The organism is Rhizobium sp. LC145, assembly GCF_001005825.1.
Lineage (GTDB): Bacteria > Pseudomonadota > Alphaproteobacteria > Rhizobiales > Rhizobiaceae > Neorhizobium.
Genome location: NZ_LBHV01000002.1, coordinates 447789 through 460845, shown reverse-complemented (window position 1 = coordinate 460845; position 13057 = coordinate 447789). Strand labels below are relative to the sequence as shown.

The following is a 13057-nucleotide window of genomic DNA, read 5'->3' as shown; positions in this document are numbered from 1 at the left end:
GAGATGACGATGAACTGGATTGAAATCGGGCACATCGACGACATTCCACTGCGCGGCGCGCGCTGCGTGAAGACGCCTCAGGGCAAGATCGCCGTATTCCGCACGGCGGAGAACGAGGTTTTCGCGATCGAGGACCATTGCCCCCACAAGGGCGGGCCGCTCAGCCAGGGCATCGTCCATGGCCGGGCGGTGACCTGCCCCCTCCACAACTGGGTGATCTCGCTGGAGTCCGGAAAGGCATTGGGGGCCGACGAAGGAGAGGTGCGGACCATCCCCGTCCGTTGCGAGAACGGCGCGCTTTCGATCGCGCTGGAGAATCTGATGGTGGCGGCCGAATAGATGGAGACGGAGGTCAAGACAACCTGTCCCTATTGCGGCGTTGGCTGCGGTGTGATCGCCAAAATCGCCAATGACGGCATCGTGTCCGTCAAAGGCGATCCAGATCATCCAGCCAATTTCGGCCGGCTCTGCTCCAAGGGCTCGGCGCTTGCAGAGACGATCGATTTGGACGGCCGCATTCTCCATCCGGAGATAGCCGGAGAGCGGGTCGAATGGGCAGAGGCGCTTGACCTCGTTGCGCAACGTTTTTCAAACACTATCGCCGAGCACGGACCGGATTCGGTTGCCTTCTATGTCTCCGGCCAGTTGCTGACCGAGGATTATTATGTCGCGAACAAGCTGATGAAGGGCTTCATCGGCTCGGCCAATATCGACACCAATTCCAGGCTCTGCATGTCGTCCTCGGTCGCAGGCCATCGCCGCGCCTTCGGATCGGACACGGTGCCCGGCACATACGAGGATCTGGAGCTTGCCGATCTCGTCATCCTGACGGGCTCCAATCTCGCCTGGTGCCACCCGGTCATCTACCAGCGGCTGGCCGCGGCCAAGGCAGCGCGGCCGGGCATGAAAGTGGTGGTCATCGATCCTCGCCGCACCATGACCTGCGATATCGCCGACCTGCATCTGGCCATCCGTCCCGATGGGGACGCCGCGCTGTTCGCCGGCCTGCTCGCTCATCTCGCGAAGAGCCCGGCCATCGACGAGAACTATGTCGCCGCCCATACGGAGGGTTTTGGAGAAGCCTTTGCCGCCGCTTCCGCGCTTTCTCTGGCGGATTTGATCGAGAGCACCGGCCTGCCGGTCATGCATATCCGGGAATTCTTCCGCCTGTTCGAAACGACGGAGAAAGTCGTCACCTGCTACAGCCAGGGTGTCAATCAATCCTCCTCCGGAACCGACAAGGTCAACGCCATCCTCAATTGCCATCTGGCAACCGGCAGGATCGGCCGGCCCGGCATGGGGCCTTTCTCGCTCACCGGCCAGCCGAATGCCATGGGTGGTCGTGAAGTGGGCGGGTTGGCGAACATGCTCGCGGCTCATATGGCGATCGAAAGTGCCACAGATCGCGATCGGGTACAGCGTTTCTGGGCCTCGCCGGCGATTGCCGCGAAGCCGGGGCTGAAAGCGGTCGACATGTTCCGGGCGGTCGCCGACGGACGCATCAAGGCGCTCTGGATCATGGCGACCAATCCGGCCGTCTCCATGCCGGATGCCGATACCGTGGAGGCCGCTATTCGGGACTGTCCCTTCGTGGTGGTATCGGATGTGCTTCGTGAGACCGATACGGTCCGGCACGCCCATGTGCTGCTCCCATCGCTCGGATGGGGCGAAAAGGATGGGACGGTCACCAATTCCGAGCGTCGCATTTCACGCCAGCGTCCGTTCCTGGCAGCACCGGGCGAGGCAAAGGCCGATTGGTGGCAGTTGACCGAAGTGGCTCGCCGCATGGGTTTTGCAGATGCTTTCGCTTACCGTGAGCCGGCCGACATCTTTGCCGAGCATGCGGCCCTTTCCGCCTTCGAAAACGACGGAAGCCGCGATTTCGATATCGGCGCCTATGCCGCAATGGACCGCTTCTCCTATGACGCGCTGGCACCGTTCCAGTGGCCGCAGCCTATGGCTAGCGAGCGGGTCGTCACCCGTTTCTTCGCCGAGGGCGGGTTCTTTCATTCGGACGGCAAAGCCCGTTTCATCGCAGTCTACCCGCCCCAGGCGACCGATCGCACCAACGAGCAATATCCGCTAACGCTGAATACCGGCCGTGTCCGCGATCATTGGCATACGATGACGCGAACCGGGAAAAGCGCCCGCCTCTCCGCCCATCTCGCCGAGCCCTTCGCCGAAATCCATCCGGCCGATGCCATCGAGCTTGGGATTGACGGCGCAGCTCTGGTGGAACTCGAGAGCCCATACGGAAAAGCGATCGTCCGCGCACTCGTCACCGAACGGCAGGCGCGCGGCAACATCTTCGTGCCGATGCATTGGAACGATCAGTTCGCCGCCAAGGCGCGTATCGATGCCTTGGTCGCGCCGCTGACCGATCCCTTTTCAGGTCAGCCGGCCTCCAAGAATGTGGCAATCGCCGCTCGCCCCTTCCCGGCCTCCCGTTACGGTTTTGCGGTTTCCGCCGGCAGGCCGATCACGCCGCATGCGGATTACTGGGCGCTTGCCAAGGCGGACGGCGGATGGCGGACGGAACTTGCGTTCATCGATGCGCCTGAGAACTGGACGTCGTGGTGCCGCGACACCTTCGGCATTTCCGGCGAGATCGAGCCGCTCGGCTATGCCGACAGGCAAACCGGTGATCTACGTCTCGCCTTTTTCGATGGTGACCGGTTGCTGGCCGCTCTTTTTCTCAGCCATCAGCCGGTGGCGGTCGCCCGCAATTGGGCTGTCAGCCAGCTCACAGTCAGCCATGCGGATTTGCGCAAGCGTTTCGCACTCATCGCGGGCCGACCCGGCGCCGATGTGCCGGATCCGGGCGCGACGGTCTGCTCCTGCCTCGGCGTCGGCGTCAACCGGATCATCGAGGCCGTGCGCGGCGGCTGCCACAGTGTGGAAGCCGTCGGCAAGCACACCAATGCCGGCACCAATTGCGGCTCCTGCCGCGCCGAAATCAGGGGGATCATCGATGGATGTCTTGCAGCCGCGGCGGAATGAAGTGCCTGCCCGTATGGCACCACTTGCCAAACTTCCTGTCTTCTGGGCGCTGGAAGGCAAGCGTGTAATCGTTGCGGGCGGTTCCGACGCGGCCGCCTGGAAAGCCGAACTGCTGGCCGCCTGCGGTGCGGAAGTGCATGTCTTTGCCGAAGAGCTTTCGGAGACGTTCGAGCGACTAATCGAACGCGGTGCTGAACATTCCGAAGGCGGTTTCGTTACGCATAGACAAGACTGGAACCCCGCAATCTTTTCAAATGCAGCCCTCGCGATCGCCGATTGCGAGGAAGAGGACGAGGCACGGTCTTTCTTCGATGCGGCACGGGCGGCCGGCGTACCTGTCAACATCATCGACAAGCCTGCCTTCTGCCAGTTCCAGTTCGGCTCAATCGTCAACCGTTCGCCGGTGGTCGTTTCGATCTCGACCGATGGCGCGGCTCCCATTCTCGCGCAGGCGATCCGCCGCCGCATCGAAACTCTGCTGCCGCAATCGCTGAAGGGTTGGGCCGAGCTCGCCCAGTCGCTGCGGGAAAAAATCAACGCGCGCCTGGTGCCCGGCCCGCAACGGCGTGCCTTCTGGGAGCGGTTCGTCGATCATGCTTTTGCCGGTAAGCCCGCAGCCGAAAACGAGACAGAGGTGCTGAATGATACGGTTCGACTGGCCTCCACCCCGGCATCCCAAGGGCGGGTCACCCTCGTCGGCGCCGGCCCCGGCGATGCGGAGCTTCTGACCCTGAAAGCCGTTCGCGCCCTTCAAGCGGCCGACGTAATTCTTTTCGACGATCTCGTCTCGGACGAGGTCCTGGAACTTGCCCGCCGCGAGGCGAAGCGCATGCTGGTAGGCAAGCGCGGCGGCCGCGAAAGCTGCAGGCAGGAAGATATAAATGACATGATGGTGAAGTTCGCGAGCGCCGGCAAACATGTCGTTCGTCTGAAATCCGGCGATCCGATGATCTTCGGCCGCGCCGGCGAGGAGATCGCCTGGCTCGAGGAAAAGGGCATTCCAGTACAGGTCGTGCCGGGTATCACGTCCGCAAGCGCGATGGCCTCGCGGCTCGGAGTTTCGCTTACCCACCGTGACCATGCGCAGGGCGTACGCTTCGTCACCGGCCACTCCCGCCAGGGGCAATTGCCCGACAATCTCGACTGGCAGAGCCTCGCCGACCCCGCCACGACGACCATCTACTATATGGCTGGCCGCACCGCCGGCGAGATCGCCGCAAGGCTGGTCGAAGCAGGCATGGACACGCATATGCCGGTGGCGATCGTGAGCGCCATCGCGCGTTCCAACGAGAGACTGTGGACGGGGCAGCTCAGCAGCATGCCCGCCGCGATCGCCGAGATCGGCGTCAACGAACCGGTGCTGATCGGCATCGGCCGGGGCTTCGGCAAATTGGAGGTGGCTGGCAAGACCTTGCCGCAGTCCGAGCTGCGGGAGGATCAAACGCCAGCGCCCTTGCGCGCCAGCTTATAGAAAGCTGGCTTCGAACAGTTCGCGCGAATAGTCCGCATGCGTCGTGCCGGCCCGCAGGTCCGCCTTGGTCAACTCGTCGACGAATATCCCGTTCTGCATGACCAGAACCCGGTCGCACATATGGGCGATCACCGAGAGGTCATGGCTCACCAGCACATAGGTGAGGTTCCGTTCCTCGCGCTGATCCGCAAGCAGGTTCAGGACCTCTGCCTGGATCGAGACGTCGAGTGCCGAGGTCGGCTCGTCCAGAAGAAGGATCGGCGGCGACAGGATGAGCGCCCTGGCAATCGCCACGCGCTGGCGCTGGCCGCCGGAAAGCTCATGCGGGAAACGGCTGGCGAAATGCGCCGGCAGCCCGACCTGCTGCAGTGCCTTCGACACTTGCGACCAGCCGTCGCCCGTACCCATGGCGCGGATGGGTTCGGCAAGCGCCGTGCCGATGCGGTGGCGCGGATGCAGCGAACCGTAAGGGTCCTGAAACACCATCTGCGCGAGCTTGAGCTCTTCGCGATTGCGGGCCTTGCCCACGGGCTTGCCGTTGAAATGGACGGAACCTGTCCAGCCCCCTTCGAGACCTGCGAGCGATCGCAGCAAGGTCGACTTGCCGCAGCCGGATTCGCCGACGATCCCCAGCGTTTCGCCATGTCCGACCTCGAAGCTGACGCTCCGGACCACGTGGTTGCGGGTTTCGTTGACGCCATAGACGACGTCGAGATTTTCCACCTTGATCATCGGGCAATCTCCGCTTCGATCGATGCGCGGTCCAGAACTTTGAGGCGGGAGACCGGATGGCGGGGATCGGGCATCGCGGCGATCAGCCCTCTTGTATAGGGGTGCCGGGCATCGTCCAGGCTCGTGAGCGTTTCCACGATGCGGCCGGAATACATGACCAGAATACGCTCGCAGAAGGCGGCGACCATGCGGATGTCGTGGCTGATGAGGATGAGGCCAGAATTGTTCTCGCGAACCAGTTCGTCGAGCAGCATCAGCACGTCCTTGCGGACACTGACATCGAGTGCCGAGGTCGGCTCGTCGGCGATCACCAGCTTCGGCTTTGCGATCAGCATCATGGCGATCATCACACGTTGTCCCATGCCGCCCGAAATCTGATGCGGGTAAAGCTTCAACACCCGCTCCGGGTCCTTGATCCTGACCCGTTCCAGCATGTGGCGCGCATGGGTGAGCGCATCCCTTCCCTTAAGGCCGAGATGGAGTTTTGCGGATTCGGCGATCTGCTTGCCGATGGTGAGCACCGGATTCAGCGAATAGCGCGGGTCCTGCATGATGAGCGCCAGGTCCTTGCCGCGCAGCCGCCCCATCTCCTTTTCCGATTTCGCAAGGAGCGGCTCACCATTGAAATCGAGCCGTTCGGCCGTGATGCTGGCCTTTGCCGGCAACAGACGCATGATCGCCCGGCCGGTGGTCGATTTTCCCGAACCGGATTCTCCGACGATGCCGATGCGCTCCCGGCCAACGTCGAAGCTCGCCTCGGAGACTGCGGCGATCGCATTGCGGCCGAAGCGGACGTTCAGGTTGCGGACGGAAAGTACGGGCTGCATATCACGATCGGGCATGGCGGGGATCCAGGAGGTCACGCAGCGTGTCGCCGGCGATGTTGAAGGCAAGGCTGGTCAGCAGGATCGCGATACCGGGCATGACGGCGACCCACCAGTAATCGAGCATGAATTTTCGGCCGCTGGAAATCATCGCACCCCATTCGGGCAGCGGAGGCTGGGCGCCAAGGCCGAGAAAACCCAGGGACGCCGCCGTCAGTATAATCCCCGCCATGTTGAGCGTCAGCCGCACGATGACCGAGGGGATGCACATTGGAGCGATGTAGAAGAACAGGATGCGCAGCGGCGATGCGCCGTAAAGGCGGGCGGCGGCCACATAATCGGCGTTGCGTACAACCAGGGCCTCGGCGCGGGCCAGACGGGCGATCGGTGGCCAGGCGGTGAGCGAGATCGCGATGATGGCCGTGCCGAGCCCGGCGCCGAGCGCGGCGGCAAAGGCAAGCGCCAGGATCAACGAGGGAAAGGACAGGACGATATCGGTGGCGCGCATGAGGAACGCATCCGTTCTGCCCCCGAAGAACCCGGCGACCACTCCGATGATGAGCCCGATCGGTCCGACGATGACCGAGACCGAAAGCACGGTCTGGATGGTGATGCGAGTTCCGTAGACGAGCCGGCTGAAGATATCCCGGCCGAATTCATCGGTTCCAGCCAGATGCGCGAGGCTCGGAGGTTGCAACGCATCGCTCAGTACTTGCCGTACGGGATCATAGGGCGCGATCACCGGCGCGAAGATCGCGACCAGGATGAGCAGGGCGAGGATGATGAAGCCCGCCATCCCGAGCGGCTCGTCGCCGAGTTTGCGGATCACACGTCCCGAACCGCTCAGCACCCGTTGGGCAAGGCCGGGCTGCTGAACGGCGCTGGTATCGTGAAGGGTGTCGGTCATCGTGCGACCTCCCGTGTGCGCGGGTCGAGCAGCGCATAGGCGATGTCGGCCGCGAAGTTCAGAAACATGAAGATGAAACCAATGATGATCGTACTTGCCAGGATGGCGTTCATATCGCCGATCATCAGCGCGTTGGTCATGTACTGGCCGATCCCCGGCCAGGAGAAGACGATCTCGGTGATGACCGCGCCCTCCAGCAGGTTGCCATAAGAGATGGCGAGCACGGTAATGAGCTGCACGGCGATGTTCGGCAGCACGTGGCTGATGACCGTTCGCGCCGGGCCGACACCTTTCGCGCGTGCGGCGATCACATAATCCTGGTTCAATTGTTCCAGCGTGAAGCTGCGCGTCATCCGGGTGATATAGGCCATGGCCATATAGGCAAGGATCGCCGCCGGCAGGATGATATGCGAAAGCGCATTCCAGAATATCTCCGGCTCTCCCTCGAGAAGACTGTCGACGAGCATCAGACCGGTCGTCGGCTCGATGATGCCTTCATAGAAGACGTCCACCCTGCCCGGACCGCCCACCAGCGAAAGCCAGGCATAGAAGACGACAAGGCCGACGATCCCGAACCAGAAGACCGGGATGGAATGGCCGATCAGCGCGAAGACGCGGGCGAACTTGTCGATGAAACTGTCCCGGAAGAGCGCCGCGACCAGACCGAGCGGGACACCCACGACGGTCGAGATGATGATCGCCAGCGTCGCCAGTTCCAAGGTTGCCGGAAAGGCCTGTGTCAGATCGCGGGCCACCGGATTTCCCGTGAGGATCGCGGTACCGAGATCGCCGTGCAACAGGCCTTTCAGATAAATGAAGAACTGCTGGTAAAGCGGCAGATCGAGACCCAGTCTCGCGCGCATCGCCTCGTAGGCGGCCGGTTCGGCGAGCTCCCCGACGATCGCGCCGACCGGGTCCGTTGGCATGACCCGGCCGATCACGAAGGTGACGCATAACAGTATGAACAGACTGACGGCGAAATGCACGAGACGTCGCGTCAACCCGCCTAGGGATAATTCCTTCATGATCGGCCGCCTGTCGCTGTTCAATCAGTCTTGGTTACGCCTTCGAGGCGGGTCGTCTGGCTCGGATGCCCGACATAATCCTGCACCCGCTTGCTGACGACGATCGGCTCGAAGCGCTCGAAAAGCGGCAGGACAGCCGGCTTCTGCGCCACGAACATTTCCTGCATCTGCACGTAAATTTCGCCACGCTTCTTGGAATCCGGCTCCAGGGAGGCCTTGGCAGTGAGCGCAGTCAGCTCCGGAATGTCCCAGGCCGAGCGCCAGACGAAATTGCCGGCATTGTTGGCTTCCCGCGAATTGTCGGGGTTGCTGGAGAACTGCTCCATCGAGCCGAGCACGTTCGGCATGTAGGCACCGGTCTGCGGGATGAGGAGATCGAAGTCGCGAGCCCGATGCGCCGCGATGATATCCGAGCCGTTACCCTGCTGGATGTTCACGGTGATGCCGATCTCGCCGAGCGAAGCCTGAATGGCGGTTGCGAGATCGATGCGCGGTGTCTGGGCGATCGTCTTCAAGGTCAGCGTGAAGCCATCCTTGTAACCGGCTTCAGCCAACAGCGCTTTTGCCTTTTCAACATCCAGCTGCCAATCGGGGCTGGGAATGGCGTATTCAAAGTTCTCGGGCACAGGAACCGTGCGCGCTCGGCCATACGGACCCATGATGGCCTTTTCCATGCCCTTGTAGTCGATGCCGTAGGCGATCGCCTCGCGAACCTTCGGGTTCGAAAGCGGCTCCTTGCCGGCATTCATCGACAGCACGTAGAAGCCGCCGGTCGGCACCCGCTGGATTTCGAAGCCTTCCTTCCCGTTGAAGGTGGCGAGATCGGAAGCGCTCAGCGCACTGGCTATATCGACATCGCCACGCTCGAGCATCAGCCGCTCCACCTGGCTTTCCGGCACGTGACGGACCACGACGCGCCGCATTTTCGGTTCGCCGCCGACGTAATTTTCATTCGCTTCGAGGATGACGATCTCGTTCGGCGTCCAGCGGTTCAGCGTGAACGGGCCGGAGCCTGCGGAATTGGTACGCAGCCAGCCATTTCCCCAATCGCCGTTCGATTCATGTGATTTGACTTCCTCGCTGTCGACGACGCTCGCAATTACCATTGCTAGCCGGTAAAGCAGGAGTTCGGAGGTGGTTTCCCCGGAAAGATCGATCCGAACCGTTTTTTCGTCCGGCGCCGTCACGAGTTTTTCCACGTTTCCGGCGTTGTAGCCGACCCGCTTGAGGTTGGCGGCGGAGGCTTGATCCATCTTCAGCAGACGAGTGATCGAATAGACGACATCGGCGGAGGTGACCGGGTTGCCGGAGGCGAATTCAGCCTCGCGAAGATGGAAAGTAATGCCCTTGTCGTCAGCCTCCCAGCTCTCGGCAAGCTGAGGCGAAACCTTGCCCGAGCTGTCGACCGAGATCAGCCGATCGTAGAGATTGGCCATGATTTCATTGGCCTTCGCTTCCGTTGCCTGGTGCGGGTCAAGCGATAGAACCTGCGCAAGCGAGGTGGCGATGACGAGCTGGTTGGCAGGCGTTTTGGCAAAAGCGGCGGGTGAAGTGAGCGTCAAGGCGCCGACCACAGCGCCAACGAGAAGCCGGGTACAAATATGCCTCATGATGTCCTCCCTGATCATCGGTCAGATAATATCTTTATCCTCATGTCATAATACGATTATCGAAGTTGATGCTAAATGACAAGGGCCGCCGATCAATGGGAAAAAGCCAATAAATTACGGCAATTAGTTGATCAACAATGCAATCGCAACAATAGGTTGGGAACTCGCATCGCGACCAACCGACAACGCCGTATTGCACCAGAATTCCGCAGGCTCTCTCGACATACCCGGAGAGTCATATTATGACATGTGATATCAAAACGATATTCGGGAGGCTTTCTTGTATCTGGGAACGCAGGTGACGGTTCGCGACGACGATGACTACAAGGTCTTCGCGCAGCTTGGAGTGAAAAACATCTCGGCCGATCCGCCGGGGGATCCGGCGAGCTGGACGCTTGAGGATCTGGAGCGCCATCGTGACAAGGTGGAGAGCTTCGGCATCGTTCTCGACATGATCCAGCTCCCCCTTCCTTCGCAACCGATCGAGAAAGCCTCCTATCCCGATATCCTGTTGGCCGGTCCTGATCGTGACCGACAGATCGACGCGGTCTGCCGCCTGATCGAAAATTGCGCCAAGGCGGGCATCCCGGCGGCGAAATACAATCTCAACCTGATCGGCATCCCCCGCACAGAACTGGAGCTGGGCCGCGGCGGCTCCCTGAATGAAGCCTTCCGGTGGGAAAAGGCGGATCAGCAGGCGGCACCCGGCCTGGCCGGCACGCTCTCTGAAGACGAGAACTGGGAGCGCATCGACTATTTCCTCGAGCGGGTCGTTCCTGTTGCCGAGAGCAACCGCGTGCGCCTCGCCTGCCATCCGCACGATCCCTATACGCCGCCGGGCTACAAGGGCGTTACCCGCGTGCTTGGAACTGTGGAAGGCCTCAAGAAGTTCGTGATGATGCGCGAAAGCCCCTATCACGGGCTGAATTTCTGCCAGGGTTCGATCGGCGAGATGCTCGACAACCCGCATGAGGAAATCGACGACATCATCCGCTGGTTCGGCACGCGCGGCAAAATCTTCAACCTTCACTTCCGCAATATCAGCGGCGGCAAGCTATCCTTCATGGAAACATTCCCCGACGAGGGCGATATGGACATGATCCGCTCGCTGAAGATCTATCAGGAGGTCGGCTACAAATACATGGTGATGCCGGACCACGTGCCGCGCATCAGCGGAAGAGACCCCACGGGCGTCGCCTTCGCCTATTGCTACGGCTACATCGCGGCGATTCTTGAAGCGCTTGAGGCCAGGCATCTCTGACCGCACCGCCGCGGTTACAGATGTCGATTTCGGACAGCCAGGGATTTTCAGATGGAACCAAACACTCTCAAAAAGGCAGTCGGCGCCGGCCTCCTTTCATTTCCGGTAACGCATTTCGACAGCGATCTTGCATTCGATGAGGCAGCTTATCGCGAGCATGTGGGATGGTTGGCGGAATATGACGCCAGCGTTCTCTTTGCGGCAGGTGGCACCGGCGAGTTCTTCTCGCTCAATCCTTCCGAAATTCCGGCTGTCATACGCGCCGCCAAGGCATCGGCCGGCAAGACGCCGATCGTTTCGGGAACCGGTTACGGCACCTCGCTTGCGATCGAGATCGCAAGATCGGCGGAGAAGGCCGGCGCCGACGGCCTGCTTCTCCTGCCGCCCTATCTCATGTTCGCCGAACAGGAGGGATTGGTCGCGCATGTGAAGGCGGTCTGCCAATCTGTCGGCATCGGCGTCATCGTCTATAATCGCGATAACGCGGTTCTTTCGGCCGATAGCCTCGCGAGGCTTTGCGATGCGTGCCCCAATCTCATCGGCTTCAAGGATGGTGTCGGAGACGTCGATCGCGTCATAGAGATCACCACGAAGCTGGAAGACCGCCTCGTCTATGTCGGCGGCATGCCGACCCACGAAGTCTTCGCCCAGGCTTATTTTGCCGCCGGGGTGACGACCTACTCATCCGCAGTCTTCAACTTCGTGCCCGCCCTCGCCCAGCGCTTCTATCAGGCTCTACGCTCAGGCGATCAGCCTGCGGTCGACCAGATACTGAAGGATTTCTTCTTCCCCTTCGTGGCCCTGCGCAATCGCAAGCGGGGCTACGCAGTCTCCATCATCAAGGCAGGCCTGAAGGTGCTGGGACGGGATCCGGGGCCGGTGCGGCCACCACTCACCGACCTTACAACGGAAGAACTGAAACTTCTGGAACAGATTCTGAACGCCAACGACGCTACCCGGGCCGCCGCGGAATAGTCGCTGGAGGTTCGAACTATCGGGCTTCAGTAACAATGCCCGTAAAAGCGCAGGGCGCGTCGATATCGAGCCCTGCGCTTTTGTATTTTCACCAGTTCGTCACGGAACCATCCCTGCGCTTCAGGTGCGGCGCCTCCCAAAACTCGAAGCTCTGCCTGGCGATGAGTTCCTCGTTGACTTCTACCCCGAGACCGGGGGCGTCGGAAACGGGATAATATGCTCCCTCAAGCCGCGGCTGGACCGGGAAGAAGTCCGAATTGTCGAAGCCTAGATGGGTTTCGGCAGGGCTTGCACGCGTCTCGAGCCAGGAAAAATTCGGAACTGCGGCGGAAAAGTGGATCGTCGCGGCGGTGCAGACCGGTCCAAGGGGATTATGCGGCATCATGTCGACATAGTGGGTCTCGCTCCAGGCGGCGACTTTCATCGATTCCGTCAGCCCGCCGACATTGCAGACGTCCAGCCGATTGAACTGGTGGATGTCGCGTTCGATGAAGGGCTGAAACTGCCATTTCGAGGCGAATTCCTCGCCGATCGCAAAAGGTATGTCCGTCAGCCGGCGGAGGGCCTCGTAAGCGCCCGGAGACTCGTCGCGGATCGGTTCTTCAAGGAAGTCCAGCGTGCCGGAGGGCATCTTTTGGCAGAAGCTCGCGGCTTCTGCCACCGTCAGGCGGTGGTGATAGTCGATGCCGAGCGCGACCTCCTCGCCTAATGTCTCGCGGGCCTTCACGCACCATTTGGCGGTCGTGGCGATATGCTCGCGCGGTTCGTAGATCTCCTTGTTCTCATGGCCGGAGGGCGATAGGCGCATGGCGGTCCAGCCGTGCTCGACCAGCATCTTCGCCTGCTCTATCATGGCGGGGCCGGGTTCGGCGAAGGTCGTCGCGAAAGTCGGGATGCGGTCGCGGTGCTTGCCGCCGAGGAGTTCGTAGACCGGCACGCCAAGCGCTTTGCCCTTGATGTCGTGAAGTGCGATGTCGATTGCGGAGATCGCCGCCTGTAGCACCCGCCCGCCTTCGAAATACTGGCTGCGATACATTTCCTGCCACAGCGCACCGGTCTTGAAGGGATCGCATCCGCGCAGGAATTCGGCATAGTGCTCCAAGGCGCCGATTACCGCCTTTTCGCGGCCGGAAAGGCCGCTTTCGCCCCAGCCGAAAATGCCTTCATCCGTTTCGATCTTCACCAGAAGCTGGTTTCGAATGCCGACTTTGACCGCATAAGTCTTGATCGTCGTGATTTTCATAACGTCCTC

At 61.3% G+C, this 13057-nt stretch carries 11 protein-coding genes; 5 read left to right on the top strand and 6 right to left on the bottom strand.

From position 1 onward, the window contains the following. The first annotated feature begins 3 nt into the window (after positions 1-3). Genes nirD through cysG form a run of 3 tightly spaced genes read left to right on the top strand, consistent with a single transcriptional unit; the run spans position 4 to position 4471 of the window. The gene (gene nirD, locus YH62_RS06875) at positions 4-339 is read left to right on the top strand and encodes a nitrite reductase small subunit NirD (protein WP_046793427.1); all 336 of its coding nucleotides are present in this window, start codon (positions 4-6) and stop codon (positions 337-339) included. Next, on the top strand, positions 340-3000 hold the full coding sequence (locus tag YH62_RS06870) for a nitrate reductase (RefSeq protein ID WP_046793426.1): 2661 nt from the start codon (positions 340-342) through the stop codon (positions 2998-3000). After that, positions 2972-4471, top strand: coding sequence for a siroheme synthase CysG (cysG, locus tag YH62_RS06865; protein WP_046793425.1), 1500 nt, complete (start codon positions 2972-2974; stop codon positions 4469-4471). The genes YH62_RS06870 and cysG overlap by 29 nt, the downstream gene beginning before the upstream one ends. On the opposite strand, the gene YH62_RS06860 is transcribed toward cysG, so the two are convergent. Genes YH62_RS06860 through YH62_RS06840 form a run of 5 tightly spaced genes read right to left on the bottom strand, consistent with a single transcriptional unit; the run spans position 4466 to position 9569 of the window. Then, positions 4466-5203 (bottom strand): ABC transporter ATP-binding protein, encoded by a 738-nt coding sequence (locus YH62_RS06860; RefSeq protein ID WP_046793424.1) that lies wholly within the window; start codon positions 5201-5203, stop codon positions 4466-4468. The genes cysG and YH62_RS06860 overlap by 6 nt on opposite strands. Beyond that, a complete protein-coding gene (locus tag YH62_RS06855; protein ID WP_046793423.1) occupies positions 5200-6045 on the bottom strand; it encodes an ABC transporter ATP-binding protein in 846 nt (281 codons plus the stop codon). Before YH62_RS06855 ends, YH62_RS06860 begins: the two co-directional genes overlap by 4 nt. Further along, entirely contained in the window at positions 6032-6934 is a 903-nt protein-coding gene (locus YH62_RS06850; protein ID WP_046793422.1) for an ABC transporter permease, read from the bottom strand. Before YH62_RS06850 ends, YH62_RS06855 begins: the two co-directional genes overlap by 14 nt. Then, positions 6931-7959, bottom strand: a complete 1029-nt coding sequence (locus YH62_RS06845; RefSeq protein WP_046793710.1) for an ABC transporter permease — start codon at positions 7957-7959, stop codon at positions 6931-6933. The genes YH62_RS06850 and YH62_RS06845 overlap by 4 nt, the downstream gene beginning before the upstream one ends. 20 nt (positions 7960-7979) lie before the next feature. Further along, a complete protein-coding gene (locus YH62_RS06840; protein ID WP_046793709.1) occupies positions 7980-9569 on the bottom strand; it encodes an ABC transporter substrate-binding protein in 1590 nt (529 codons plus the stop codon). Positions 9570-9849: 280 nt separating this feature from the next. On the opposite strand from YH62_RS06840, the gene YH62_RS06835 reads away from it, so the two are divergent. Beyond that, positions 9850-10830: a mannonate dehydratase gene (locus YH62_RS06835; RefSeq protein WP_046793421.1), complete on the top strand. Its 981-nt coding sequence runs from the start codon at positions 9850-9852 to the stop codon at positions 10828-10830. A 51-nt stretch (positions 10831-10881) separates the two neighbouring features. Beyond that, complete coding sequence (gene kdgD, locus YH62_RS06830) at positions 10882-11805, top strand: 5-dehydro-4-deoxyglucarate dehydratase (protein ID WP_046793420.1); 924 nt, start codon at positions 10882-10884, stop codon at positions 11803-11805. A gap of 88 nt (positions 11806-11893) precedes the next feature. On the opposite strand, the gene YH62_RS06825 is transcribed toward kdgD, so the two are convergent. Then, on the bottom strand, positions 11894-13048 hold the full coding sequence (locus tag YH62_RS06825) for a mandelate racemase/muconate lactonizing enzyme family protein (protein ID WP_046793419.1): 1155 nt from the start codon (positions 13046-13048) through the stop codon (positions 11894-11896). Between the last annotated feature and the right edge of the window lie 9 nt (positions 13049-13057).

What these genes read in the sequence shown, in the direction of transcription:
- YH62_RS06840 (WP_046793709.1), bottom strand. Translation starts at nt 9,569, where the DNA reads ATGAGGCATATTTGTACCCGGCTTCTCGTTGGCGCTGTGGTCGGCGCC.
- nirD (WP_046793427.1), top strand. Translation starts at nt 4, where the DNA reads ATGACGATGAACTGGATTGAAATCGGGCACATCGACGACATTCCACTG.
- YH62_RS06855 (WP_046793423.1), bottom strand. Translation starts at nt 6,045, where the DNA reads ATGCCCGATCGTGATATGCAGCCCGTACTTTCCGTCCGCAACCTGAAC.
- cysG (WP_046793425.1), top strand. Translation starts at nt 2,972, where the DNA reads ATGGATGTCTTGCAGCCGCGGCGGAATGAAGTGCCTGCCCGTATGGCA.
- YH62_RS06870 (WP_046793426.1), top strand. Translation starts at nt 340, where the DNA reads ATGGAGACGGAGGTCAAGACAACCTGTCCCTATTGCGGCGTTGGCTGC.
- YH62_RS06825 (WP_046793419.1), bottom strand. Translation starts at nt 13,048, where the DNA reads ATGAAAATCACGACGATCAAGACTTATGCGGTCAAAGTCGGCATTCGA.
- YH62_RS06845 (WP_046793710.1), bottom strand. Translation starts at nt 7,959, where the DNA reads ATGAAGGAATTATCCCTAGGCGGGTTGACGCGACGTCTCGTGCATTTC.
- YH62_RS06860 (WP_046793424.1), bottom strand. Translation starts at nt 5,203, where the DNA reads ATGATCAAGGTGGAAAATCTCGACGTCGTCTATGGCGTCAACGAAACC.
- YH62_RS06850 (WP_046793422.1), bottom strand. Translation starts at nt 6,934, where the DNA reads ATGACCGACACCCTTCACGATACCAGCGCCGTTCAGCAGCCCGGCCTT.
- kdgD (WP_046793420.1), top strand. Translation starts at nt 10,882, where the DNA reads ATGGAACCAAACACTCTCAAAAAGGCAGTCGGCGCCGGCCTCCTTTCA.